Genomic DNA, 23,008 nt, shown 5'->3' with positions numbered 1-23,008 from the left:
AAATAATCACATCGATGGGGTAAATATGTTCATACATAACGTAAAGATCGGCACGAAATTATTTCTGGCGTTTGGATTATTTATTGTCCTGATGGTCGTCAGCGCAAGCTTGTCTCTGATGAGCCTGAATCGGGCAAACAATGGAATGCAAACCATTCTTACCAGCGACTATCCAACTACGGTAAAAGCGAACCAGTTAATCGACAACTTCCAGGAATTTATCAGCACGCAGCAGCTCATGCTGCTGGACGAACAGGGAACGTACACGACGCAATCAGAACAGCGTCTGAAGGCGATAAGCGAGCGCATCACCGCAATCCTGAGCGAGCTGGACAACGCTCTCAAGGATAAAAAATCCCAACAGGTGCTGGCGGACATCCACGGCGTACGCCAGCAATATCTTGACTCGCGCTACCGCATTTTGCAGGCCGTGCAGAATAACGACCGTGCGGGCGCGATAAACGAGATGATGACCAACACCCTGGACCTGCAACAGTCTTATAAAGCGAAAGTGCAGGCGCTGATTGCGATCCAGGATCATGAAATGCAGAGTGCGGGCGAGCAGGTGGAAGGCGATTTCCGCACTAATCGTCTGCTGCTGATCCTGATTACGCTTTTCAGCGTCGCGGCAGCCAGCCTGACTGGCTGGTTCATTGTGCGATCCATTACCCGCCCGCTGAACGACGCGGTGAATTTTGCGGAGGCCATCGCCGATGGCGATCTCACCGGCAGCATTACCTCGCACGGTAAAGATGAAACCGGACTGCTCCTCACCGCATTGATGGAGATGAAAACGCGCCTGCTGGAGATTGTGCAGCAGGTGCAAACCGGATCGGAAAACATCTCCAGCGCCGCCGCGCAGATTGTCGCGGGCAACCAGGATCTGGCTGCCCGCACGGAGGAGCAGGCCAGTTCCGTTGAACAGACGGCCGCGTCGATGGAGCAGATTACCGCCACGGTGAAGAACACCGCGTCCCACACCGGAGAAGCGACGAACCTGTCTGCCGATGCGGCTGCCGTGGTCAAAAACAACGGCGAGATGATGAAGCAGGTCACCAGCAAGATGCGCCTGATTAACGAAACATCGAACAGGATGTCCGACATCATCGACCTGATCGACGCCATTGCCTTCCAGACCAACATTCTGGCGCTGAACGCGGCGGTCGAAGCGGCGCGTGCGGGTGAGCATGGCCGCGGCTTTGCGGTGGTGGCGGGTGAGGTACGCCAGCTCGCGCAGAAAAGTGCAACATCTGCGAGTGAGATCCGCCAGCTGATTGAAAGCTCCACAAGCCAGACGCAGGACGGCATGAACCTTGTGGAGAAAGCCAGCGGGCTTATCAACGGCATGGTCGGCAACGTGGAAGAGATGGACGTCATCCTGCGTGAAATTCGCCAGGCCAGCCATGAACAGACGGAAGGTATCTCGCAGATCAACAGCGCGATTGGCCTGATAGACGCCACCACCCAGCAGAACTCCGCGCTGGTGGAGGAGTCCGTTGCGGCGGCGGCATCCCTTAACGAACAGGCGATGCACCTGAAAGAGCTGGTCCGCGTGTTCCGCGTGAGCGACGGCGTGCTGGCTTAATCCAGCTGGGAGATCTCCAGTGCCGCGCGGTCAATCACGCCGATAATCTGTTTTAACTGCGCGTCGCTGAGTTCTCCCTGATTAACCTTCAGATCCAGAACCGCTTTGAAGTTATCCAGCGCCCGCTTCATCTGTGGGTTTTTGCGCAGCTGGAACCCGACGGAGCGCGCCTTGATACGCGTCTGGATCTGCTCCAGCTGTTCCCGATTGTCATCCAGCCATTGCTGCCCGGCGGCGTTAATTGCAATCCGCTTACGGCCGTTCTCTTCTTCGGTAATGGTGATCAGCGCCTGATCCTGCAAGTAATCCAGCGTCGGGTAGATCACGCCAGGGCTTGGCGTGTAATGTCCCTGCGTCAGGTTTTCGATCTCTTTGATCAGCTCATAACCATGGCTCGCGTTGCGGGTCAGGATATCCAGGATCACCAGCCGCAAATCACCATGGCCAAAAAATCGTGGCCGGCGTCCGCCGCCGTCGTGTTCGTGTCGCATGTTTCTTCCTCAATTTGATATATCTAAACTATATCTAAGATATATTCAGATGCAATCTAAAAGATCTTGATTTCTGAGTTAATAGCAATCATTATCATTAAAAATTCATTCCGATATATCGTATTCACCTGAGAAGGGCATCAACATGGCATCTACCCGTTACCCTCAACGTGTCCGCAATGACCTGCGTTTTCGTGAGCTGAACGTGATGCGCACTGAGCGAGTCAGCGCAGGATTTCAGCGCATTGTACTAGGCGGCGAGGCGCTGGAGGGCTTTAGCTCTCGCGGCTTTGACGACCATACCAAAGTCTTTTTCCCGGCACCGGGCACCCCTTTCGTGCCGCCTGTGGTGACCGATGAAGGCATCGACTGGGGCGACGGGGTGCGTCCGCAGGCGCGTGACTACACCCCGCTGTACGATGACGAAAAACACGAGCTGGCGCTCGATTTTTTCGTGCATGATGGCGGCATTGCCAGCAACTGGGCGGTAGAGGCGAAGGTGGGCGACAAGCTGACCATCGGCGGTCCGCGTGGTTCGCTGGTGGTGCCGGAAGATTACGCCTGGCAGTTGTACGTGTGCGACGAGTCGGGTATGCCCGCGCTGCGCCGCCGTTTAGAAAGCATCGCAAAACTGCCTGTTCCCCCGGCGATCCACGCCATCGTCACCGTGGGCGATGCGGCGTACCAGGACTATCTGGCGCACCTGAGCGGGTTCAACATCACCTGGGTTATCGGCCACAACGAGCAGGCGGTAGCCGACCATCTTGCAGCGCTGGCCGTGCCGGAAGAGGATTACTTTATCTGGCTGACCGGAGAGGGGAAGGTGGTGAAACGCCTGAGCCGTCAGTTTGAAACCGACGCAATTGACCCACAGCTGGTACGTGCCAGTGCGTACTGGCACGCCAAATAATCAGGCTGCGGGATCCAGCTGCGCTTCGCTCACCTGATGTTCGAGCGAGGCGCATACCTCTCTCAGCGCTTTCTCCTGCTGGGCAAAGTAGGCTTCCATATTGCTGAGCGACGAGACGAGCAGCCAGGACTCTTCCTTCTCCAGCTCTGCCAGCTCGTTCACCAGGATGTCGATTTGCTCACGCACCTGCGCCATTTTTTTGCGAATACGTTCCAGGTCGTTCAGCCTGTCGCTCGCCATCATCGGTTCAAACCCTTGTTGCAGACGGGCGACCAGCGAGCGAATGGCCTTCACGTCGCCGCGCTGTTTGGCCTGGTTGAGTTGCACCATCATCCTGTTGGCTTCCTCTTTTAAATCATCGGCAACCAGATCCGGGTGGCATAGCTTGCTCGCCTGACGCCAGAGCCGCTTCAGCTCGTTCCGATCCTCTTCAGAGAGATCCTTGCCTTTACGCAGGCGCACTTCGGCATCATGATGCTGTTCGCGATACTTTTTGTACTCTTCGTTGGCCTCATCGCGCGCCTGACGTGCTGGCTCTTCTTCACGCGTTAAACCGGTCTCCAGCTCCATCGCTTCGGCCAGTAGGTTGGCAATCAGATTACTTTGCTGCTGAAGATGCTTGCGCGCCTCTGCCGCCTGAACGGAATCTGCAGGCAGATCTCGCCAGCGCCGGGTGAGCGTTGTCAGAACCTCTACGGCCTGCGCCATATAGCCCTGGCAGCGGCGGTAATCCTCTTCCCGACGACGCGTCTCCGCCTGCTGACGACGCAGGTTAAGCTCCGCCAGCGTTTTACGCAGGGCGAGGATCTGCTGCATCAACGGCCCGAGGCGGGAGAAATAGAGATCGTTGAATTCATCAAGCTGCTGTACCCGGGCGTTACGGCGATCAATCAGATCGCGCAAGCGCTCTTCCAGAGCTTTCAGCTCCAGCTTGCTGGCCGCCAGCTGCGGGTCACGCCACGGGGTAACGGCGCGCTGGCTTTGCAGCCAGGCGGTGATAGCGCGAAGGGCTGCGGTGTAATTTTTCTGCTCAAGCGCCGCGACGATGGACAGGAGATTATCGTCAAAGGCTTCCTCTTTGAGACGTTTCAACTGGCTCCGGATGATGTCGTCATCTTCCAGCTCAATGGCATTTTTAATGATTTCTAGCCGTTTGATCGGTGTGCTCATGATGCCTTTCGCTCTGGCGCTTAAGTATTTGAGTTAAGGTTAGTTGTTGTAAAAGCTACTGGAAATAATACACACGGATGATGATCGGCGCGATGGGGGATTTCTTTAGAATTGCAGAATGTGAAGATGGGCGCGTAACAGATGAAATGAGCAGGTTGCTTTTGATGATAAGCGCTAATCCGTTGAAATAAATAGCAATCGCTTTAAAACCAAGACCAGTCCCTACTTAAAATTACCAGGTAAAACGCGTATTCCCCCGAATAGTTTGCCCTTTCGGGAGTGCTTACGCTTCGTGTCACTGACTTTTCCTGACACTGGCAGACGATGGTTCGCCGTGCGGAATGCTTTTCCAAAGGAGTGTAGATGAAGATGAAAGCTATTGTAGACGCCCTGCCGATCGTGATGATCCCGGCTACCGTTCTGGCGGCAAACAGAAAGAGCACTTAGGCGGTGAGCGTCTGTATGTCGACCGGGGCTATCACTATATCGATATGGGTAAGATCGACAGTGGATATAACAACTATGCGAACATGCGTGGCTTAAAGGATGAGCAGATGAAGGCGCAAATTGTCTCTAACGAATTTACGCTGGGCATGTGTTACGTGTTTTAACCTGTTGTGAATATCACTGCTTTAAAGCAAGGCCAACACCGTGGGAGTGTGGGGCTGGCTTTTTTCTTGTGCGCATGTGGCATGTGGGGTTCCTGATTTCCATCAAAACCAACGATTATGTTTTACATAAAAATAGGTAACGATGATGATCCATGTCAGGGTAAGAATACCAAAATAGCCAGGGATGAAACGCGCAAAAAGATAAGCACCAGCAACGATGAGCGCTATAGGGATATAATAAATATATGATTGCAAAAACCATAATATTGCTCGTTTCATCTTCTTAATAACTCATATAAAGCATCGCCGATTATTTCCTCATTGTTGCCACCTGATTCAATTTGATAAATTATTTTTGTCATTTGCGGTTCAATAAGAAAGTAAAGCATCTCCAGATTCTGTTGGTACAATGCCTGGTAATATGCAGGGTCCTGAAATTTGAGCTTATTAGCTGCTAGCGCCGCCACCTGTGCTTTCGAATAGATTATAGCACCGTTAACATACATTGATGATAAAGAATTAACCATTCTGATATGCGACTCGTGAAAATCGCCGCTACTGATTATCAGCTTTGCAATAGTTAAGGACAGCGCTAGTTTGCTAGATTTCTCAGCGTACTCATAAGCCTTATCGCCTAATTCCTTTTTAAGAAATGCAGCGAGATTGTTACTTTTTTGCTCTCCCAGTCTTTTGAGAGTTTTCTGAAAGTAAATCTCAACCATATCAAGAGTAACATCGTTTCGGTTATAGATTTCGGCAAGTGCTAATGTGAGACGGCGGTCTTCATTTATTAGCTCGCGACAGGTATTGCGATAGTAATCGTCTGGTATCAGGCACGAACCATAGTTAATTATACGTTGTGTACCAAGCTTTAGATTTTCGATAGCACTCATATTGGTAGCTTGTATTTCTCGCAATGCTTTGGTTAGCGCCAGGGCTAGATTCCTTTCTGATTGCAACTTCATTTTTGCATAGCCGTCTGCCATTGTAATTTCCCTTGTTGTAACATTACCCTGTCAATAATTGATCATCATTGTCATAGGGGGCAAGGAAGAAAATGAAAAAAAGCGGTAGAGTGGCAATTTATGTTCTAGTGGTGATTATTTTCTTTCTAACTATTCCAGAGATCGTCGTTCGTGTACTCACTCCGGAGCAGTTTGCTCGATTGGGTGATTTTACAAGCTTTGGTGGCTTGTTTAGTCATATCCTTTCTTTATTGATTTTCCTTGGCTTAGCTTCAATTCTGCTGGGCATACTCGCCATTTTTGTAACGAAAAAAATTTACCGCCATGTCACTCGATACAAAAGCTAATCTTCAAAACTGATCCACAAGGCGGCAGGTGAGGGGGGAGTTAAGTGTGTTCTGATCTGCGTCATACAATTGGGGTCTGGATCGAGATCGGGTTCAGTTAAGATGCCATGTAACGATAATGGAACACTGTCAGTTACATAGAAAAAGCCACTCGTTAGAGTGGCTTAATTATATGATTCTAAAGCTAAAATTTGGTGGCCCCTGCTGGACTTGAACCAGCGACCAAGCGATTATGAGTCGCCTGCTCTAACCACTGAGCTAAGGGGCCGTGGCGGTGAATTATAAAGTAACTCCCCTCATCAATCCAGCCATTCACACCTGCCTGCTGTTTTTATAAACAACGCATAATCAATCCTTTATACTTATCTTAAGATGCATAGACAGGAGTAGAGATGATCAACGATATTCTGGCCCCTGGCCTGCGGGTGGTGTTCTGCGGAATCAACCCGGGCAAGTCCTCGGCGCACACCGGTTTTCACTTTGCTCATCCGGGAAATCGCTTCTGGAAGGTGATCCACCAGGCCGGTTTTACCGACAAACAGCTTAAGCCGGAAGAAGAGCAGCAGCTGCTGGATACGCGCTGTGGCATCACCATGCTGGTCGAGCGTCCAACGGTGCAGGCGAGCGAAGTAAATCTGCATGAGCTGCGTACTGGCGGGCGGGAACTGGTGAAGAAGATTGAAGACTACCAGCCCGCGGCGCTGGCGATCCTCGGCAAGCAGGCCTACGAGCAGGCGTTCAGCCAGCGCGGTGCGAAGTGGGGTAAGCAGAACATTACCATTGGCGTAACGCAGGTTTGGGTGTTGCCGAATCCGAGCGGGCTGAACAGGGCGACGCTGGACAAGCTGGTGGAGGCGTATCGGGAACTTGATGAGGCGCTGGTGGTGAGGGGGCTTTAGCTCCTCTGCGGCCTGATGCCCTCACCCTGGTCCTCTCCTACAGGGAGAGGGAATAAACAAAAAAAAAGCTCCCGATTGGGAGCTTTTTGCGGTTTACATGGGTTAGTCGTCCAGGAAGCTACGCAGCACTTCAGAGCGGCTCGGATGGCGCAGCTTACGCAGCGCCTTCGCTTCGATCTGACGGATACGTTCGCGGGTAACGTCAAACTGTTTGCCCACTTCTTCCAGCGTGTGGTCGGTGTTCATGTCGATACCGAAACGCATACGCAGCACTTTGGCTTCACGGGCGGTCAGGCCAGCCAGCACGTCGTGCGTAGCGGCACGCAGGCTCTCGGTGGTGGCAGAGTCCAGCGGCAGCTCGAGGGTGGTATCCTCGATGAAATCACCCAGATGCGAATCTTCATCATCACCGATTGGCGTTTCCATGGAGATTGGCTCTTTAGCGATTTTCAGCACTTTACGGATCTTGTCTTCCGGCATCAGCATGCGTTCAGCCAGCTCTTCCGGCGTCGGCTCGCGACCCATCTCCTGCAACATCTGGCGAGAAATACGGTTGAGCTTGTTGATGGTCTCAATCATATGCACCGGAATACGGATGGTGCGCGCCTGGTCTGCGATAGAGCGGGTGATCGCCTGACGGATCCACCAGGTAGCATAGGTGGAGAACTTGTAACCACGACGGTATTCAAACTTATCTACCGCTTTCATCAGACCGATGTTGCCTTCCTGAATCAGATCCAGGAACTGCAGGCCACGGTTGGTGTATTTCTTGGCGATAGAGATAACCAGACGTAAGTTCGCTTCAACCATCTCTTTCTTAGCACGGCGGGCTTTCGCTTCACCGATAGACATACGACGGTTGATGTCTTTCACCTGCTCGATGGTCAGGCCGGTCTCTTCTTCAATCTGATGCAGCTTTTGCAGGCCGCGCTGTACGTCTTCTTTCACGTCGTGCAGCTTTTCAGACCACGGCTTGTTCATCGCGATAGCGGCGTTGAACCAGGTTTCGCTGGTTTCATTGCCGGTGAAGAGGGTGATGAAATTCTTCTTCGGCATTTTGCACTGTTCAACACACAGCTTCATGATGATACGTTCCTGGGTACGTACGCGATCCATCATCACGCGCATGCTGTTCACCAGGTAGTCGAACTGTTTTGGCACCAGGCGGAACTGTTTGAACACTTCCGACAGCTTCAGGATCTCTTCCTGAGCGGCAGCATGGCTGCGGCCTTTCGCTTTGATGGTGTCACGCGTCACTTCGTACTGAGTACGCAGCTCGGCAAACTTCTCGCGCGCCAGTTCAGGGTCGATGCTGTTGTCGTCGTCGCTGCTGTCGTCGTCTTCTTCTTCATCTTCGTCTTCGTCGTCATCCATCTCTTCCTGAGACAGCTCAGAACCGACGTGAGTGGCGGTTGGCGCCATATCTTCTTCAGCGTTCGGGTCGACAAAGCCAGTGATCAGATCGGACAGACGCGCTTCTTCCGCTTCAACGCGATCGTACTGCTCCAGCAGATAGGTAATCGCTTCCGGGTATTCGGCAACAGAGCACTGAACCTGGTTGATCCCGTCTTCGATGCGTTTTGCGATGTCAATTTCGCCTTCGCGGGTCAACAGTTCAACGGTACCCATTTCACGCATGTACATGCGGACCGGGTCAGTGGTACGCCCGATTTCAGATTCCACGCTGGACAGTACCTGTGCAGCAGCTTCTTCCGCATCTTCGTCAGTGTTGTTGGAGGTTTCAGCCAGCAACAGATCATCGGCATCCGGTGCTTCTTCCATCACCTGAATGCCCATGTCATTGATCATTTGGATGATATCTTCGATCTGATCTGAATCGACGATATCTTCCGGCAGATGGTCATTGACCTCGGCATAGGTCAGATAGCCTTGCTCCTTACCGCGTTGGACAAGAAGTTTCAGCTGTGACTGCGGGTTTTGCTCCATAAGACGGTATCCACACTTAATTCGTTTGATTGGTGTCGGCGATAGGGCTGCCAACCTTTAAAGCGAGGGCGTACTTATATTTTTGCCGCTGCCTCTCAGTGCGGCTGCCGGGGGCTTCCCGATCGATATTCGGCACTTAAGCCGTTAAATTTTTTATTTCTTCGCCAGTTCCTGGTTAATCATCCAGAGCTCCCGGCGTTCTTCGCTGCTTAAGCCATGGGTGCGCTCGCGAGCTATCAACTCTTCCTGGCGCAACTCAAGCATCGAATCAAACATATGGTTGAGTGAGTCGGTGAACGTTTTTTCTGCGATATCCTTATCTGCTATATCGTCCCACATCGACAGTTTTTCAAGGGTAGCGGCCTCTTTTGTGCCGCGATAATGCTCTAAAAGTTGTCCGGTGGTCAGACCTGGCTGCGACAAACAAGTGTTGACCAATTCTGAAAATAAGCCAAGTCCGGGCAATTTTTCGTGGTTCAAACCCGCCAGTGACGGCACTTGCGGAGCAAGTTCGGGGTTTTGCACCAGCAACCCTATCAGTATACGCATGGTTGTGCGTTTTAGCTGAGGCGCGGGGCGTACCGTGCCGTTTTCAGCCTGTTTAGGCATTAAACGTTCAAGCTGGCTGTCATCCAGAATGCCGAGCTTGTTGCCTAACTCCTGACGCAGATAGATGCGCAGCGTTTCGCCGGGCACCTGGCTGATTAACGGCAGCGCCAGCGTGCTGAGCTGCGCGCGCCCGTCAGGGGTACTCAAATCCACCTGCGGCATCAGGCTGTTAAACAGAAACGTAGAGAGCGGCTGAGCCTGCTCCATCCGCGCTTCAAATGCCGCTTTGCCCTCTTTACGCACCAGCGTATCCGGGTCTTCACCGTCGGGCAGGAACATAAAGCGTAGCTGACGCCCGTCGGTCATATACGGCAACGCGGTTTCCAGCGCTCGCCAGGCGGCGTCGCGTCCTGCGCGGTCACCGTCGTAACAGCAAATCACGTTGTTGGTGACGCGGAACAGCAACTGGATATGGTCCGCCGTGGTGGACGTTCCCAGCGACGCAACGGCATAGTTAATGTCGTACTGCGCCAGCGCAACAACATCCATATAGCCTTCGACGACCAGAAGACGCGGAGGTTCCGCATTATCCTGCTGTGCCTCATAAAGACCGTAAAGCTGGCGGCCCTTATGGAAAATATCGGTTTCCGGGGAGTTAAGGTATTTCGGCAGGGCATCACCCAGCACGCGACCACCAAAACCTATCACCCGGCCACGCTTGTCGCGGATCGGGAACATCACCCGTTCACGGAAGCGGTCGTAGCTTCGTCCCTGGTCGTTGGTGACCAGCATGCCTGCGTCGATGAGGGATTTACGATCTTCGCTATTGCCGCCAAAACGCTTTAACACGTTGTCCCAGCCGGGCGGGGCGTAACCAATAGCGAAACGCGCAATCACATCGTCGCTCAGTCCGCGCTTGTTCAGATACTGACGCGCAGGCTCAGCCGCAGAGTGCTTAAGAGACTGTTGGTAAAACGAATTCAGGCCATCCATCAACTGATATAGCGTTTGCCGCTGATGGCGCTCGATCTGACTTGGCCCACTGCCTGCTTCATATGGCACTTCAAGGTTATGCATCGCCGCCAGCTCTTCGACGGTTTCAACGAACTCGAGCTTATCGTAGTTCATCAAAAAATCGACGGCATTACCGTGTGCGCCACAGCCGAAGCAATGGTAAAACTGCTTTTCACCGTTTACGGTGAAAGAGGGGGTTTTTTCGTTATGGAACGGACAGCACGCATGGTAGTTCTTGCCCTGCTTTTTTAGCTTCACCCGCGCGTCGATGAGATCGACGATGTCGGTTCTGGCAAGCAGGTCATTGATGAAAACGCGTGGGATTCTTCCGGCCATATGCCCCAAAAATTTAAGCGACTTATAAACGAAAACAAGCCGCGCATTCCTTCCGGAAGCACGGCCTTACGACTACAACTCTGTCTGTCAATTGAGGGCTGTGGCCCTCAACAGATTAGTACAGACGAGTACGGCGTGCGTTTTCGCGAGCCAGTTTCTTCGCGTGACGTTTCACAGCGGAAGCTTTAGCGCGCTTACGTTCGGTCGTTGGTTTTTCATAAAACTCACGACGACGAACTTCAGCCAGAACACCTGCTTTCTCGCATGAACGTTTGAAGCGACGCAGTGCTACGTCGAACGGCTCGTTTTCACGTACTTTAATTACCGGCATGTAACTCTCACCTTTAATAAATTCGGTTTGCCGCTGGCATCAACGCCAGCTTATTTCAAAATGGTGCGGAATTTTACTGCAAATGCTGCTGCTTTGTAAAGCACCGATGCGATTTTGAAAGGGACTTTTATAAGGGGGAAGAGTATACACGAGGCTTCTTCCTGGGGCGAACAAAGTTTTACATCAACCCGCCCAGGCTCTACACTGCGCGGTATTGAAACGAGGTAAAACAAGTCATGCGTGTACTGGGTATTGAAACATCCTGCGATGAAACCGGCATCGCGATTTACGACGACGAAAAAGGGCTTCTGGCCAACCAACTGTATAGTCAGGTGAAATTGCACGCTGACTACGGCGGCGTCGTGCCTGAACTGGCCTCTCGTGACCACGTGCGTAAAACGGTTCCCCTGATTCAGGCGGCACTGAAAGAGGCCGGGTTAAGTGCAAAAGATATTGATGCCGTGGCCTATACTGCAGGACCGGGCCTGGTTGGCGCGCTGCTGGTCGGCGCAACGGTAGGGCGTTCGCTGGCCTTCGCGTGGGACGTTCCGGCCATTCCGGTTCACCATATGGAAGGACATCTTCTGGCTCCGATGCTGGAAGCCAATCCGCCAGCGTTCCCGTTTGTGGCGCTGCTGGTCTCCGGCGGTCATACGCAGCTGATTAGCGTAACGGGCATTGGCAAGTATGAGCTGCTGGGCGAATCAATCGACGACGCGGCCGGTGAAGCCTTCGACAAAACCGCCAAGCTGCTGGGCCTGGATTATCCTGGCGGCCCGATGCTGTCGAAAATGGCCGCGCAGGGAACGGAAGGGCGCTTTGTCTTCCCGCGTCCGATGACCGATCGTCCGGGGCTGGATTTTAGTTTCTCCGGTCTGAAAACCTTCGCGGCGAACACCATTCGCAATAATGACGACAGCGAGCAGACGCGTGCCGACATCGCCCGCGCGTTCGAAGATGCGGTGGTGGATACGCTGATGATCAAGTGCAAGCGTGCGCTGGATCAGACGGGCTTTAAGCGCCTGGTGATGGCCGGTGGCGTGAGCGCCAACCGTACGCTGCGCGCGAAGCTTGCCGAAATGATGCAAAAGCGTCGTGGGGAAGTGTTCTACGCGCGTCCGGAATTTTGTACCGATAACGGGGCGATGATCGCCTACGCCGGGATGGTGCGCCTGAACGCTGGCGCCACGGCTGACCTGAGCGTGTCCGTGCGTCCGCGCTGGCCGCTGGCGGAGCTGCCTGAGGCGTAAGTCTTTTGCCCGGTGGCGCTGCGCTTACCGGGTCTGCAAAAATCGTAGGCCGGGTCAGGCGAAGCCGCCACCCGGCAATAAACCGCACTACATCCGCAGCATCCCTTTCTCTTCCAGAAACGCAATGATCGTCGCCAGCCCGTCACCCGCCTTCAGGTTGGTAAAGGTCCACGGACGCTCGCCGCGCATGCGATTAGTGTCGCGCTCCATTACCTCCAGGGACGCCCCCACGTACGGCGCGAGGTCGGTTTTATTGATCACCAGAAAATCGGATTTGGTGATCCCCGGCCCGCCCTTGCGCGGGATTTTTTCCCCTTCGGCCACGTCGATCACGTAGATGGTGAGGTCCGCCAGCTCCGGGCTGAAGGTCGCGCTCAGGTTATCCCCGCCGCTTTCGACGAAGATCAGATCCAGATTGCCGAACTTCTCGCTCAAGGCTTCCACCGCTGCCAGGTTCATTGAGGCATCTTCGCGGATGGCGGTGTGCGGACAGCCGCCCGTTTCCACCCCTACGATGCGCTCTGGCTCAAGCGCACCCGCCTCGGTCAGGATGCGCTGATCCTCTTTGGTGTAGATATCGTTAGTCACCACCGCAAGATGATAGGTGTCGCGCATCGCCTTGCAGAGCGCTTCCAGCAGGGCGGTTTTGCCCGACCCTACCGGGCCGCCCACGCCAACGCGCAGGGGATGTTTGTAATCAGCCATATTGACTCCTCAGGAACGGAATAGTCGTGAATATTGGGTTTCGTGGCGTGCGGAGGCGATGGCGGACAGCGGCGTAGCTGCCCCCAGCGCGTCGTCGCCACGTAAAAATGCCTGTTCAAACCCGGCGGCAAAATGGTCGCTCAGGTCGATAATCAGCTGTTGTGCGGCCTGCTGCCCAAACGGCACCAGCTTGACGCCCGCCATCACCGCGCTCTCAATCCAGCTGTAGCCGAGGCTCAGCGCCAGCTCGCGCGCGCTAATGCCCCAGCGCACGCCGAGCCACGCCATACCGCCGAGCTGGCTCTGCATCAACAGCGGCAGCCATTCTGGCGGGCAGGCGGGTTCCCAGCTTTTAACCAGGCGCGTAAAGGCTGCGCCGCGGTTGCGTTCTTCCTCGCGCAGTTCGCGCGTTTCCCGACAGGCGAGGAGGTATGCCGTCCAGCGTTTTGCTGTCGCGACCTCCTGCTTCTCGCAGGCATGATACAGGCGGATAAACAGCGGCAGGTCGACGCAGAAAAAGCTCTGCTCCATCTGCTGGATCTGCCAGCGCCTGAAAGCCTCAGCGTCCGTGATCCACCCGGCCTCGACAGCCCACTCCAGCCCCTGTGACCAGGTATACGATCCGACCGGCAGGCTACTGCTGGAGAGCTGCATCAGGCGCAGCCGCTGGCGGGCGTGCTCCATCAGCTCATCAACGCCAGCAGGGCAGAGACGATCAGCCCGCCGCCGAAGGTTTTACGCAGGCCGTCGTGACGGCGCAGCAGCAGCCCTGCCGCGAAGCTGGCGCACAGCACCGTGGCACTGGCTAACATAAATCCGCTGGTAAAGAGCCAGAAGCTGTGGCCGGACATCTCCACGCCGTGCGCCCAGCCGTGGAACATCGCCAGGGCTGGAACCGCCAGCAGCAGGCGATTTTCAGTCTTAAACATCATCACGCCGCAGACCGCCAGCGAGGCGATAATCAGCATCTCCATGCCGCTAAAGCCGCCGAGCAGGCTGCCCGCAACGGCGCCAGCCAGCATCATGCCGAGCGTTGCTAACGGCAGCAGCAGCTTGCGGCCGCTCAGGGCGGACAGCACGCCAGCCCCCGTCAGCATCAGCAGGTGATCCAGCCCGGTCAGCGGATGGAGAAAACCTGCCTGAAAGCTGTCGGTCCCGTGACCGGGATGGGCAAGCGCCGGAACGGAAAAGGCCAGCAGAAACAACGGCAAATACTTACGCATGATGAGTCCTTAATGTGAATGAGCGTGGGAGTGGCCATGGCTGTGGGCATCGCTGGTGTAAGCGCCCGCTTCCGGTTCAAAGGGCAGGCTGGCGAAGGTCACCTCCAGCCCGAACTGACGTAGCATGTCGTCGAGAACGTGATCGTGGTGGTAGCGCAGTTCGCCGGGCATGATTTGCAGCGGTACGTGGCGGTTGCCCAGGTGATAACAGGCGCGGGCGAGCAGGAACGGGTCGGCGCAGCGCACCACGGAAACCGACTCCGGGGCGGCGATCACTTCGATCACTTCGCTGCCGTCGTCGGTAGTCAGCAGGTCGCCCCCGCGCAGCAGCAGGCCGCGCGGCAGCATTAGCCCGGCTTCGCGGCCGTCGTTCAGCGCCACGCGGGCGCGGCTTTTCACCCGCACGTCAATCGGCAGCGTGACGCTGGAGGTAATCGGGTGCGCGTGGTCCAGGCGTTGGGTTAAATAAATCATCATCACTCCTCAAAACAGAAAATAGCGTTGCGCCATCGGCAAAACTTCTGCCGGTTCGCTGGTGATCAATTCGCCGTCGACGCGAACCTCATAGGTTTGCGAGTCAACGGTGATATTCGGCTGTAAATCGTTGTGGATCATGTCGGCCTTTTTCACCGTCCGGCAGCCTTTCACCACCGCAGTGGAGCTTTGCAATCCGAGCCGCTGCGGAATGCCGCTGGCATCAGCGGCCTGCGAGACAAACGTCAGCCGCGTGGCGTGGCGTGCGGCACCAAGTGCACCAAACATCGGGCGGTAATGCACCGGCTGCGGCGTGGGGATCGAGGCGTTGATGTCGCCCATTGGCGCACAGGCGATCATCCCGCCTTTGACGATGGTGGCGGGTTTGACGCCAAAGAAAGCGGGGGACCAGACCACCAGATCCGCCAGCTTGCCCGCCTCAATAGAACCGACCTCATGGGCGATGCCGTGGGTAAGAGCCGGATTAATGGTGTATTTGGCGACATAGCGCTTCACGCGGAAGTTGTCGTTCTCGCCTGTCTCTTCCGGCAGTGCGCCGCGCTGCACCTTCATGCGGTGCGCCACCTGCCAGGTGCGGATAATCACTTCCCCCACGCGGCCCATGGCCTGTGAATCTGACGAGGTGAGCGAGAACGCGCCGATATCGTGCAGCACGTCTTCGGCGGCGATGGTTTCCCGACGAATACGGGATTCCGCAAACGCCACGTCCTCGGCGATATCCGGGTCGAGATGGTGACAGACCATCAGCATGTCCAGGTGCTCGTCGATGGTATTCACCGTGTAGGGCAGCGTCGGGTTGGTAGAGGAGGGCAAAATATTCGGGTGCGCGCAGGCGGTGATGATATCCGGCGCATGGCCGCCGCCCGCCCCTTCGGTGTGGAAGGTGTGGATGGTGCGCCCGGCGATGGCAGCCAGCGTGTCTTCGACAAAACCGGACTCGTTCAGCGTGTCGCTGTGCAGCGCCACCTGAATATCCATCTCTTCAGCGACCTCCAGCGAGCAGTTGATTGCCGCAGGCGTCGCGCCCCAGTCTTCGTGGATCTTAAGCCCGATAGCGCCTGCCGCGATCTGCTCGCGCAGCGCGTCCGGGTTTGAACCGTTCCCTTTGCCCAGCAGGCCAATATTCACCGGCAGCGTATCGGCGGCCTGCAACATGCGGGCGATATACCACGGCCCCGGCGTGCAGGTGGTGGCGTTTGTACCTGCCGCAGGGCCGGTGCCGCCGCCGATCATGGTGGTGACGCCGGAGACCAGCGCCTCTTCCGCCTGCTGCGGACAGATCCAGTGGATGTGGGTGTCGATCCCGCCAGGGGTGACGATCTTCCCTTCTGCGGCGATCACTTCCGTTGCCGCGCCAATCGGGATCGTCACGCCGGGCTGAATGTCCGAGTTTCCGGCTTTGCCGACGGCGAAGATCCGCCCATCTTTTATGCCGATATCCGCTTTCACAATCCCCCAGTGATCGACAATCAGCGCGTTGGTGAGCACCAGATCCACGCAGTCGTCGGCGGTCATCTGCCCCTGTCCCATGCCGTCGCGGATCACTTTTCCGCCGCCGAATTTAACCTCTTCGCCGTAGATCGTGAGATCGTCCTCCACTTCGATCCACAGCTCGCTGTCGGCCAGCCGCACTTTATCCCCGGTAGTGGGGCCGAACATATCGGCATACGCCTGGCGTGAAATCTCAGCCATGTTTCACCTCGCCCATGACCTCGCCGCGAAAACCGAAAATGCGCTGCGCGCCCGTCACCTGCACCAGCGCCACTTCCCGCTTCTGGCCGGGCTCGAAGCGCACGGCAGTACCGGCCGGGATGTTGAGTCGGTAGCCTCGAGTGGCTTCGCGATCGAATTTCAACGCCGGGTTGACCTCGTAAAAGTGGTAGTGCGAGCCGACCTGGATCGGCCTGTCGCCGTGGTTTTCCACGATCACACTTCGGGTTTCGCGCCCGACGTTGAGCGCAATGTTGCCGGACTGGATCCGGTATTCGCCTGGGATCATCACGCGCTCCTTACACGATCGGATTGTGGACGGTGACGAGCTTGGATCCGTCCGGGAAGGTGGCTTCCACCTGGATATCCGGGATCATCTCCGGCACGCCCTCCATCACCTGATCGCGCGTCAGGACGTGGCGGCCGGCTTCCATCAGCGAGGCGACGGTTTCGCCATCGCGCGCGCCTTCCATAATAAAGGCGCTGATCAGCGCGACCGATTCCGGGTAGTTGAGCTTTACCCCGCGCGCGAGGCGGCGTTCGGCAACCAGCGCGGCGGTGAACAGCAACAGCTTGTCTTTTTCTCTGGGAGTCAGTTCCATAGCGTTTCTCTTATGTCTGCCAGATACGCGGCGAACAGGCGGTTTTGGGGGTTAAAAGCGGGCGAAGCGACTGCCAGATATCGCGCATCACCCGCTGGCAAATGAGGTTGTCGAGGGAGAGAAAACGCACCGACAGCAGGTCGTCGGTGAGCGTCGCCCCGCCAAAGTTTTCCAGCGGGGCGAGCCGCTCGCGCACTGTATCAAGATGAGCTTCCCGGGCCGGGTAGAACAGCAGCGTGCCGACCCACGGATGGCCTGCGACGGGCGACAGATCGCCATCGTTAAGATGCAGTCGCTCAATCAAACGCGGCTCGCCATCCACCCACACCTCAAGGCGGCTCTCCAGCGTGCCGTGGCTGAAGGTTTCGTTTATCACCGGTCGGCCAAGGCAGTACAGCTCCCACGCCAGCAGCGTGCTGGTGGCGTGCAGGTGAAAGACGGAACGCAGCGCGGCGTGCGCACCGGGGAAAATAATGGTGTCCTGCGGCAGCCACTCCAGCGTGGCCTCTTCGTCGAGGTAAAAATGCTGATTCAGACAGGCCAGCGGGCCGCTGCTGCGATAGAACTTGCTGGCGCCGGGCATGGTGATGAGGGCATGGCTTTTGGCGTCGAGCCGCACGGAAATATCCAGCGTATCCCCGCCCACAATCCCGCCTGGCGGATGCAGCAGGTAAAGGTGACAGGTTTCCCCTTCGGGATAAAACGGGCGCTGAACGGTGAGCGGCCCGGTGTGACGCGCGAAATGGAGGAGGGTTTTCTCAGGGGTATAACAAAACTGGAGGGCAAGCGTGGCCTGCCAGCCTTTGTATGAATTATCAGTGACCTGAGTTGCTAACATGGTGCTTCCATTTCCACACTATCGGGGTACGTTTCAGTATGCCCTGGCGGAAATGAAGGCTGTCATATGAGTCGCTTATGGATAAAAAACCGGTTCATGTGAGCCGGTTTCAGTAATGTAGGCCGGGTAAGCGCAGCGTCACCCGGCAAGAAAGGTTAACGATAATCCTCTGCATCCACATCATACCCCGACGGCTCCCAACGGATCGCCAGCAGCGATACCAGGCCGATAAACGGCGCCAGCGCAATCACCCAGAACACGGCGGTATCCAGCGACGCGACCAGTAGCGGGAACAGAAACAGTGACAGCGTTGAACTGCTGCGCATCAGCGTCTGGTTAAGCCCCACGCCCACGCCGCGCAGCGAGGTCGGGTAGCTCAAGGAGGCAAACGTCATGGTATGCGCACCCGGACCAAAACCCTGGCCAAACAGGAACAGCGCCAGCATCGCGACGGCGACCACGCCTTCCGTGGCCCCGTCAGGGCGGCCAATCAGCGCCAGACCGAGCAGCGCCACCAGCTGGCAGGCGTAACCCGCCAGTGACATCCGCCACGCGCCGAAGCGCGGAACATAGCGCACTGCCAGCAGCCCGCCGACAAACGCGAACAGCAGGTTAAGCGCCAGCGAGATCAGAATGGTGGTCAGCATCGACTGCACAAAGAAGCTGGAGATGATCACCGGCAGGCCAAAGGCTACGGCGTTATAGGCGAACGAGGAGACGACCGACAGCAGCGTGGCGAGCGTGGTACGCCGCAGATAGAAACCGCGGAACAGGTTCAGGTAGTTCGACCATTTTGCCTTATTGACCACCGGCGCGGGCTGGTCAAGCGCATCCTGTGGCACGTGGGCATTAATGTTGTACGACTGCCGCAGGATGGACGCCGCCTCCTTCAGATTGCCCTGATTCGCCGCCCAGACCGGGGATTCGCTCATATAGCGGCTGCGGATGGCGATAATCACCAGCGCGGGCACCGCGCCGAAGCCAAGGATCAGACGCCAGAGCCAGTCGCTGTGGCCTTCCGGCAGCACGGCGTAGAAGAAGAGCACCAGAAGATAAGAGATGCTGATGGCCGCATACCAGGTGGGGCACCACATTGCCACGCTGGAGGCTTTATTCCCCGGGCCTTTCAGCCTGGCGAACTCGCTGAGAAACGCCATCGCCACGGGAAGGTCGATCCCGACGCCAAGACCCATCACAAAGCGTGCGCCCGCCAGCACATATTCGTTCGGAGCCAGCGCACAGGCGATGGCGGCGACGACAAAGAACACCATGTCGGCCATAAAGACGCGGTAGCGCCCGATTTTATCCGTAAGATAGCCGCCGAGCAGCGCCCCGACAATGGCACCAAAGGTAATAGCTGAAGCCACCATGCCGGTACCAGCGGGCGTCAGGTTAAATTCGCGGGTGATGTCTTTGATGCCAAATGCCAGCGCGCCGAGATCGTAGGCATCGAGAAAAATTCCCCCGAGCGCGATACCGACCACGATGCGGGCATTGGCCCGGCGCTGAGAGCCGTCATTAACGAGACGTGAAACGTCCGATGCGCTGCGTACCCACTTGATGTCGCCATCCGGGGTGTTTCCTGCCGTTGGGAGGGGAGTTGTGTCTGTGATTTCTGCCATTTTCTTTTATGTGGTTGTGTTGTGTACCTAACAGTTACCACAGGCAGAAGGGGACAAAAATCACATTTGGTTATAAGGCATAACGAACGGTTTACTGAGCGTCTTTCTTTTTACGCTTGAGCTTCGTCCAGATTTTGGTTTCCTGGCGACGCCACAGGCGCTGAATGTTGTCATGATGACGCAGCAGGATCAGGCACGAGAGCATCGATACCGGGAAGGTAAACTGCGGTTTGAACCACCAGACATAAAACGGAGCGATCAGCGCGCTGACGATGGCACCCAGCGATGAATAGCCGCTCAGCAGGATGGTCAGCAGCCAGGTGCCCGCCATCACGCCAGTGAGATCCCAGCCGATCGGCGCAATCGCGCCAAACGCGGTTGCAACGCCTTTACCGCCTTTAAAACCAAAGAAAACGGGCCAGATATGGCCGACGCAGGCGGCGATAGCAATCAGCCCCAGCCAGAAGGGTGTGACGCCCAGCGCATACGCACCCCAGACGGGGAGCATTCCTTTCAGAACATCAAAAATCAAAACCGCTACGGCTGCTCCCTTGCCGCCAATTCGTAGTACATTGGTCGCCCCCGGATTCCCGGAACCACTTTCACGCGGGTCAGGCAACCCGGCGATGCGGCAGACCAGAATGGCGCTGGAGATTGAGCCGCAAAGGTAGGCGAGGATAATCATTCCAGGCGCGATTGCACTCATAACGCTGTTCCGTTTTGAAAATGTATCTGTATTCTCAGCATCTGTGGATAATACGCATAATTCGCCGGAAGTGGTATCCGGTTTAGCCAAAAAGCAGGCAGGTCGTGATGGATATTGTATTTATAGAGCAACTTTCGGTAATCACCACAATTGGTGTTTACGACTGGGAACAGACCATCGAGCAGAAACTGGTGTTCGATATCGAAATGGGCTGGGATAACCGCAAGTCAGCAAAAAGCGATGATGTGAATGACTGTCTGAGCTACGCCGACATCAGTGAAGCGGTAGTTGGCCACGTGGAAGGGCAACGATTTGCGCTGGTGGAACGCGTGGCGGAAGAGGTAGCGGACCTGCTACTGAGCAAATTTAACTCCCCGTGGGTGCGCATCAAACTAAGCAAGCCGGGCGCGGTGGCGCGCGCCGCCAACGTGGGCGTGATTATCGAGCGTGGCACAAATCTGAAAGGAAAAGATTTAACGTCATAATAGCTAAACCATTTTAGGTTATATCGGTCTTAAAGCTGTATCTTTCACGGTTGTCCGCGTGGGACACCGTTTTTTTATATCTTTTTAGGGGTTTATAGATGAGCGATATGCACTCGCTGCTGGTGGCGGCAATTCTGGGTGTGGTCGAAGGATTGACGGAGTTTTTGCCGGTGTCCAGTACGGGCCATATGATTATCGTTGGCCATCTCCTGGGCTTTGAAGGCGATACCGCAAAGACGTTTGAGGTGGTGATTCAGCTGGGCTCTATTCTGGCGGTGGTCGTCATGTTCTGGCGTCGTCTGTTTGGTCTGATCGGCATCCACTTCGGGCGTTTACCGCAGCGTGAAGGAGAGGGCAAGGGGCGCCTGACGCTGATTCATATTCTGCTGGGGATGATCCCGGCGGTGGTGCTGGGGCTGGTGTTCCACGACACCATAAAATCGCTTTTCAACCCGATTAACGTGATGTACGCGCTGGTTGTCGGCGGCTTCCTGCTGATTGCCGCCGAAGTGCTGAAGCCAAAAACCCCGCGTGCAGAAGGTCTGGACGATATGACGTATCGCCAGGCGTTTATGATTGGCTGCTTCCAGTGTTTGGCGCTGTGGCCGGGCTTCTCCCGTTCAGGGGCAACCATTTCCGGCGGGATGCTGATGGGCGTGAGCCGTTACGCGGCGTCTGAGTTCTCGTTCCTGCTGGCGGTACCGATGATGATGGGCGCCACCGCACTGGATCTCTACAAAAGCATCGGCTTCCTGACCGTAGGCGACATTCCGATGTTCGCCGTGGGCTTTATCACCGCCTTTATCGTGGCGCTGATTGCCATCAAAACCTTCCTGCAACTGATTAAGCGTATCTCGTTTATTCCGTTCGCGATCTACCGCTTTATCGTCGCGGCTGCCGTGTACGTGGTCTTCTTCTGATGACCGACCGCCCTCAGTCTTTCGGCTGAGGGCAACGTTTTTCCTTCCACGCCGCGACCGCATCAATCCGCCGTTTCGTCAGCTCTTCGCGGATCTCCGGGCCTTTAAACCCTGCCTCCACCACCTCTTTCGTTGGCACCGCTTTTGCGATTTCCCACGCCTCGCGCAGCAAACGACCCTGCGGATAATCGGACGCTTCAAACCCGGTACGGCCGCGCACGTCCGCTTCGCTGGTCAGCGCAATTTGCTCCACGCGCTGCGGCTTGCGCCAGGCGTCGATGTTATCGAACAGCCTGACGATGGTGGCGGGTTTCAGGATCGGGAAGGTGTGGATCAGGTCGTGGAACTCGGCGACCAGTTTTGCCAGATCGCGAATGTCATTCGGCACGCGCAGGCGCTGGCAAAGCCCTTCAACCAGCTTTACGCCAGCCGGACCGTGCCCGTGGTGGCGTGGCCACAACTCCTTTGGCGTTAAACCTTTGCCGAGGTCATGGCAGAGGGTGGAAAAGCGCACGTCCACTTCAGGGCTGAGCATGGCGGCCATGCTCAGGGTCATCAGAGTGTGAATGCCGGTATCAATTTCCGGGTGCCATTTCGCCGGGGCGGGCACGCCAAACAGCGCGTCTATTTCCGGGAACAGCACTTTCAGCGCCCCGCAGTCGCGCAGAACCTGGAAAAAGACCTGTGGGTTGCGGGTGGTCAGGGCGTTTTCGGTCTCTTTCCAGACGCGTTCTGGCGTCAGGTGTTCCAGCTCGCCCGCGTCGGTCATGGCCGTCATCAGCGCCATCGTCTCGTCGGCGATACGGAAGCTCAGATGGGCATAACGGGCGGCAAAACGCGCCACGCGCAGTACGCGAAGCGGATCTTCAGAAAAGGCGGGGGAAATATGGCGTAAAAGACGATCGCGCAAATCGTTCTGGCCGCCGTAGGCGTCGATGATATGTCCGTTTTCGTCCTGCGCCAGGGCGTTAATGGTGAGATCGCGGCGCAGTAAGTCCTGCTCCAGCGTGACATCCGGCGCGGCATAGCAGGTGAAGCCGGTATAACCGGAACCCGATTTCCGTTCGGTACGCGCCAGGGCGTACTCTTCGCGGCTTTTCGGATGGAGGAACACAGGAAAATCGCGGCCTACCTGCTGGTAGCCCGCGTCAATCATCGCTTCGGGCGTGGCACCGACCACGACCCAATCTTTATCTTTGACCGGCAGACCTAATAACGCATCACGTACCGCACCACCGACCAGATAACTCTTCACGCCAACACTCCCGTTTTCTCTTTTCGCAAGATGATACGTAAG

At 56.1% G+C, this 23,008-nt stretch carries 25 protein-coding genes and 1 tRNA gene; 8 read left to right on the top strand and 18 right to left on the bottom strand.

From position 1 onward, the window contains the following. The first annotated feature begins 25 nt into the window (after positions 1 to 25). Positions 26 to 1,585: a methyl-accepting chemotaxis protein gene (locus L3069_RS19470; protein WP_038416759.1), complete on the top strand. Its 1,560-nt coding sequence runs from the start codon at positions 26 to 28 to the stop codon at positions 1,583 to 1,585. On the opposite strand, the gene L3069_RS19465 is transcribed toward L3069_RS19470, so the two are convergent. Next, positions 1,582 to 2,076 (bottom strand): PadR family transcriptional regulator, encoded by a 495-nt coding sequence (locus tag L3069_RS19465; protein ID WP_017382401.1) that lies wholly within the window; start codon positions 2,074 to 2,076, stop codon positions 1,582 to 1,584. The genes L3069_RS19470 and L3069_RS19465 overlap by 4 nt on opposite strands. 145 nt (positions 2,077 to 2,221) lie before the next feature. Between L3069_RS19465 and L3069_RS19460 the strand changes: the two genes are divergently transcribed. Beyond that, positions 2,222 to 2,986, top strand: a complete 765-nt coding sequence (locus L3069_RS19460; RefSeq protein WP_032626343.1) for a siderophore-interacting protein — start codon at positions 2,222 to 2,224, stop codon at positions 2,984 to 2,986. On the opposite strand, the gene L3069_RS19455 is transcribed toward L3069_RS19460, so the two are convergent. Continuing rightward, the gene (locus tag L3069_RS19455; protein WP_038416757.1) at positions 2,987 to 4,156 is read right to left on the bottom strand and encodes a DNA repair protein; all 1,170 of its coding nucleotides are present in this window, start codon (positions 4,154 to 4,156) and stop codon (positions 2,987 to 2,989) included. 341 nt (positions 4,157 to 4,497) lie between these two features. Here L3069_RS19455 and L3069_RS27485 point away from each other — a divergent pair, with 341 nt between their 5' ends. Continuing rightward, the gene (locus L3069_RS27485) at positions 4,498 to 4,767 is read left to right on the top strand and encodes a hypothetical protein (RefSeq protein WP_038416755.1); all 270 of its coding nucleotides are present in this window, start codon (positions 4,498 to 4,500) and stop codon (positions 4,765 to 4,767) included. A 275-nt stretch (positions 4,768 to 5,042) separates the two neighbouring features. On the opposite strand, the gene L3069_RS19445 is transcribed toward L3069_RS27485, so the two are convergent. After that, positions 5,043 to 5,753, bottom strand: coding sequence for a hypothetical protein (locus L3069_RS19445; RefSeq protein WP_038416754.1), 711 nt, complete (start codon positions 5,751 to 5,753; stop codon positions 5,043 to 5,045). Positions 5,754 to 5,824: 71 nt separating this feature from the next. On the opposite strand from L3069_RS19445, the gene L3069_RS19440 reads away from it, so the two are divergent. Continuing rightward, on the top strand, positions 5,825 to 6,079 hold the full coding sequence (locus L3069_RS19440; protein WP_022649451.1) for a hypothetical protein: 255 nt from the start codon (positions 5,825 to 5,827) through the stop codon (positions 6,077 to 6,079). Between the two features lie 192 nt (positions 6,080 to 6,271). On the opposite strand, the gene L3069_RS19435 is transcribed toward L3069_RS19440, so the two are convergent. Next, positions 6,272 to 6,347, bottom strand: a tRNA-Ile gene (locus L3069_RS19435). 124 nt (positions 6,348 to 6,471) lie between these two features. Between L3069_RS19435 and mug the strand changes: the two genes are divergently transcribed. Beyond that, positions 6,472 to 6,978 (top strand): G/U mismatch-specific DNA glycosylase, encoded by a 507-nt coding sequence (gene mug / locus L3069_RS19430; RefSeq protein ID WP_023298636.1) that lies wholly within the window; start codon positions 6,472 to 6,474, stop codon positions 6,976 to 6,978. A gap of 102 nt (positions 6,979 to 7,080) precedes the next feature. Here mug and rpoD read toward each other — a convergent pair whose 3' ends face one another. The 3 genes from rpoD to rpsU all read right to left on the bottom strand — a co-directional run bounded on the left by rpoD (position 7,081) and on the right by rpsU (position 11,155). After that, positions 7,081 to 8,925 carry an RNA polymerase sigma factor RpoD gene (rpoD, locus tag L3069_RS19425; RefSeq protein ID WP_006812010.1) on the bottom strand — a complete coding sequence of 615 codons (1,845 nt, stop codon included), beginning with the start codon at positions 8,923 to 8,925 and terminating at the stop codon, positions 7,081 to 7,083. Between the two features lie 153 nt (positions 8,926 to 9,078). Further along, on the bottom strand, positions 9,079 to 10,824 hold the full coding sequence (dnaG, locus tag L3069_RS19420) for a DNA primase (protein WP_003862574.1): 1,746 nt from the start codon (positions 10,822 to 10,824) through the stop codon (positions 9,079 to 9,081). A 115-nt stretch (positions 10,825 to 10,939) separates the two neighbouring features. After that, complete coding sequence (rpsU, locus tag L3069_RS19415; RefSeq protein WP_001144069.1) at positions 10,940 to 11,155, bottom strand: 30S ribosomal protein S21; 216 nt, start codon at positions 11,153 to 11,155, stop codon at positions 10,940 to 10,942. Between the two features lie 236 nt (positions 11,156 to 11,391). Between rpsU and tsaD the strand changes: the two genes are divergently transcribed. Beyond that, positions 11,392 to 12,405 carry a tRNA (adenosine(37)-N6)-threonylcarbamoyltransferase complex transferase subunit TsaD gene (gene tsaD / locus L3069_RS19410; RefSeq protein ID WP_022649449.1) on the top strand — a complete coding sequence of 338 codons (1,014 nt, stop codon included), beginning with the start codon at positions 11,392 to 11,394 and terminating at the stop codon, positions 12,403 to 12,405. Positions 12,406 to 12,492: 87 nt separating this feature from the next. On the opposite strand, the gene ureG is transcribed toward tsaD, so the two are convergent. The 10 genes from ureG to plsY all read right to left on the bottom strand — a co-directional run bounded on the left by ureG (position 12,493) and on the right by plsY (position 20,306). Continuing rightward, positions 12,493 to 13,110, bottom strand: a complete 618-nt coding sequence (gene ureG / locus L3069_RS19405; RefSeq protein WP_023298635.1) for an urease accessory protein UreG — start codon at positions 13,108 to 13,110, stop codon at positions 12,493 to 12,495. A 9-nt stretch (positions 13,111 to 13,119) separates the two neighbouring features. Next, positions 13,120 to 13,794 carry an urease accessory protein UreF gene (locus L3069_RS19400; RefSeq protein ID WP_023298634.1) on the bottom strand — a complete coding sequence of 225 codons (675 nt, stop codon included), beginning with the start codon at positions 13,792 to 13,794 and terminating at the stop codon, positions 13,120 to 13,122. Next, a complete protein-coding gene (locus L3069_RS19395) occupies positions 13,794 to 14,333 on the bottom strand; it encodes a HupE/UreJ family protein (protein WP_003862561.1) in 540 nt (179 codons plus the stop codon). Before L3069_RS19395 ends, L3069_RS19400 begins: the two co-directional genes overlap by 1 nt. Before the next feature lie 9 nt (positions 14,334 to 14,342). Next, entirely contained in the window at positions 14,343 to 14,807 is a 465-nt protein-coding gene (gene ureE, locus L3069_RS19390) for an urease accessory protein UreE (RefSeq protein ID WP_038416753.1), read from the bottom strand. 9 nt (positions 14,808 to 14,816) lie between these two features. After that, positions 14,817 to 16,520: an urease subunit alpha gene (ureC, locus tag L3069_RS19385; RefSeq protein ID WP_038416752.1), complete on the bottom strand. Its 1,704-nt coding sequence runs from the start codon at positions 16,518 to 16,520 to the stop codon at positions 14,817 to 14,819. Continuing rightward, positions 16,513 to 16,827 carry an urease subunit beta gene (locus L3069_RS19380; RefSeq protein WP_022649443.1) on the bottom strand — a complete coding sequence of 105 codons (315 nt, stop codon included), beginning with the start codon at positions 16,825 to 16,827 and terminating at the stop codon, positions 16,513 to 16,515. The genes ureC and L3069_RS19380 overlap by 8 nt, the downstream gene beginning before the upstream one ends. Positions 16,828 to 16,837: 10 nt before the next feature. Continuing rightward, positions 16,838 to 17,140: an urease subunit gamma gene (locus tag L3069_RS19375; RefSeq protein WP_003862556.1), complete on the bottom strand. Its 303-nt coding sequence runs from the start codon at positions 17,138 to 17,140 to the stop codon at positions 16,838 to 16,840. 10 nt (positions 17,141 to 17,150) lie between these two features. Next, entirely contained in the window at positions 17,151 to 17,978 is an 828-nt protein-coding gene (locus L3069_RS19370; RefSeq protein WP_038416750.1) for an urease accessory protein UreD, read from the bottom strand. A gap of 155 nt (positions 17,979 to 18,133) precedes the next feature. Then, complete coding sequence (locus tag L3069_RS19365) at positions 18,134 to 19,600, bottom strand: MFS transporter (RefSeq protein ID WP_038416749.1); 1,467 nt, start codon at positions 19,598 to 19,600, stop codon at positions 18,134 to 18,136. A 91-nt stretch (positions 19,601 to 19,691) separates the two neighbouring features. Continuing rightward, positions 19,692 to 20,306, bottom strand: a complete 615-nt coding sequence (gene plsY / locus L3069_RS19360; RefSeq protein ID WP_022649440.1) for a glycerol-3-phosphate 1-O-acyltransferase PlsY — start codon at positions 20,304 to 20,306, stop codon at positions 19,692 to 19,694. A gap of 107 nt (positions 20,307 to 20,413) precedes the next feature. Here plsY and folB point away from each other — a divergent pair, with 107 nt between their 5' ends. Together folB and bacA are read left to right on the top strand one after the other, a co-directional pair. Beyond that, the gene (gene folB / locus L3069_RS19355) at positions 20,414 to 20,791 is read left to right on the top strand and encodes a bifunctional dihydroneopterin aldolase/7,8-dihydroneopterin epimerase (protein WP_023298628.1); all 378 of its coding nucleotides are present in this window, start codon (positions 20,414 to 20,416) and stop codon (positions 20,789 to 20,791) included. A 98-nt stretch (positions 20,792 to 20,889) separates the two neighbouring features. Beyond that, positions 20,890 to 21,711, top strand: coding sequence for an undecaprenyl-diphosphate phosphatase (gene bacA / locus L3069_RS19350; protein WP_003862545.1), 822 nt, complete (start codon positions 20,890 to 20,892; stop codon positions 21,709 to 21,711). 13 nt (positions 21,712 to 21,724) lie between these two features. Here the strand turns inward: bacA and L3069_RS19345 are convergent, their stop codons facing one another. After that, on the bottom strand, positions 21,725 to 22,966 hold the full coding sequence (locus L3069_RS19345; protein ID WP_023298627.1) for a multifunctional CCA addition/repair protein: 1,242 nt from the start codon (positions 22,964 to 22,966) through the stop codon (positions 21,725 to 21,727). Between the last annotated feature and the right edge of the window lie 42 nt (positions 22,967 to 23,008).

It is taken from the genome of Enterobacter cloacae complex sp. ECL411 (assembly GCF_021869665.1).
Taxonomy (GTDB): Bacteria; Pseudomonadota; Gammaproteobacteria; order Enterobacterales; family Enterobacteriaceae; genus Enterobacter; species Enterobacter intestinihominis.
This window is presented reverse-complemented; position numbering and strand designations above follow the sequence as displayed.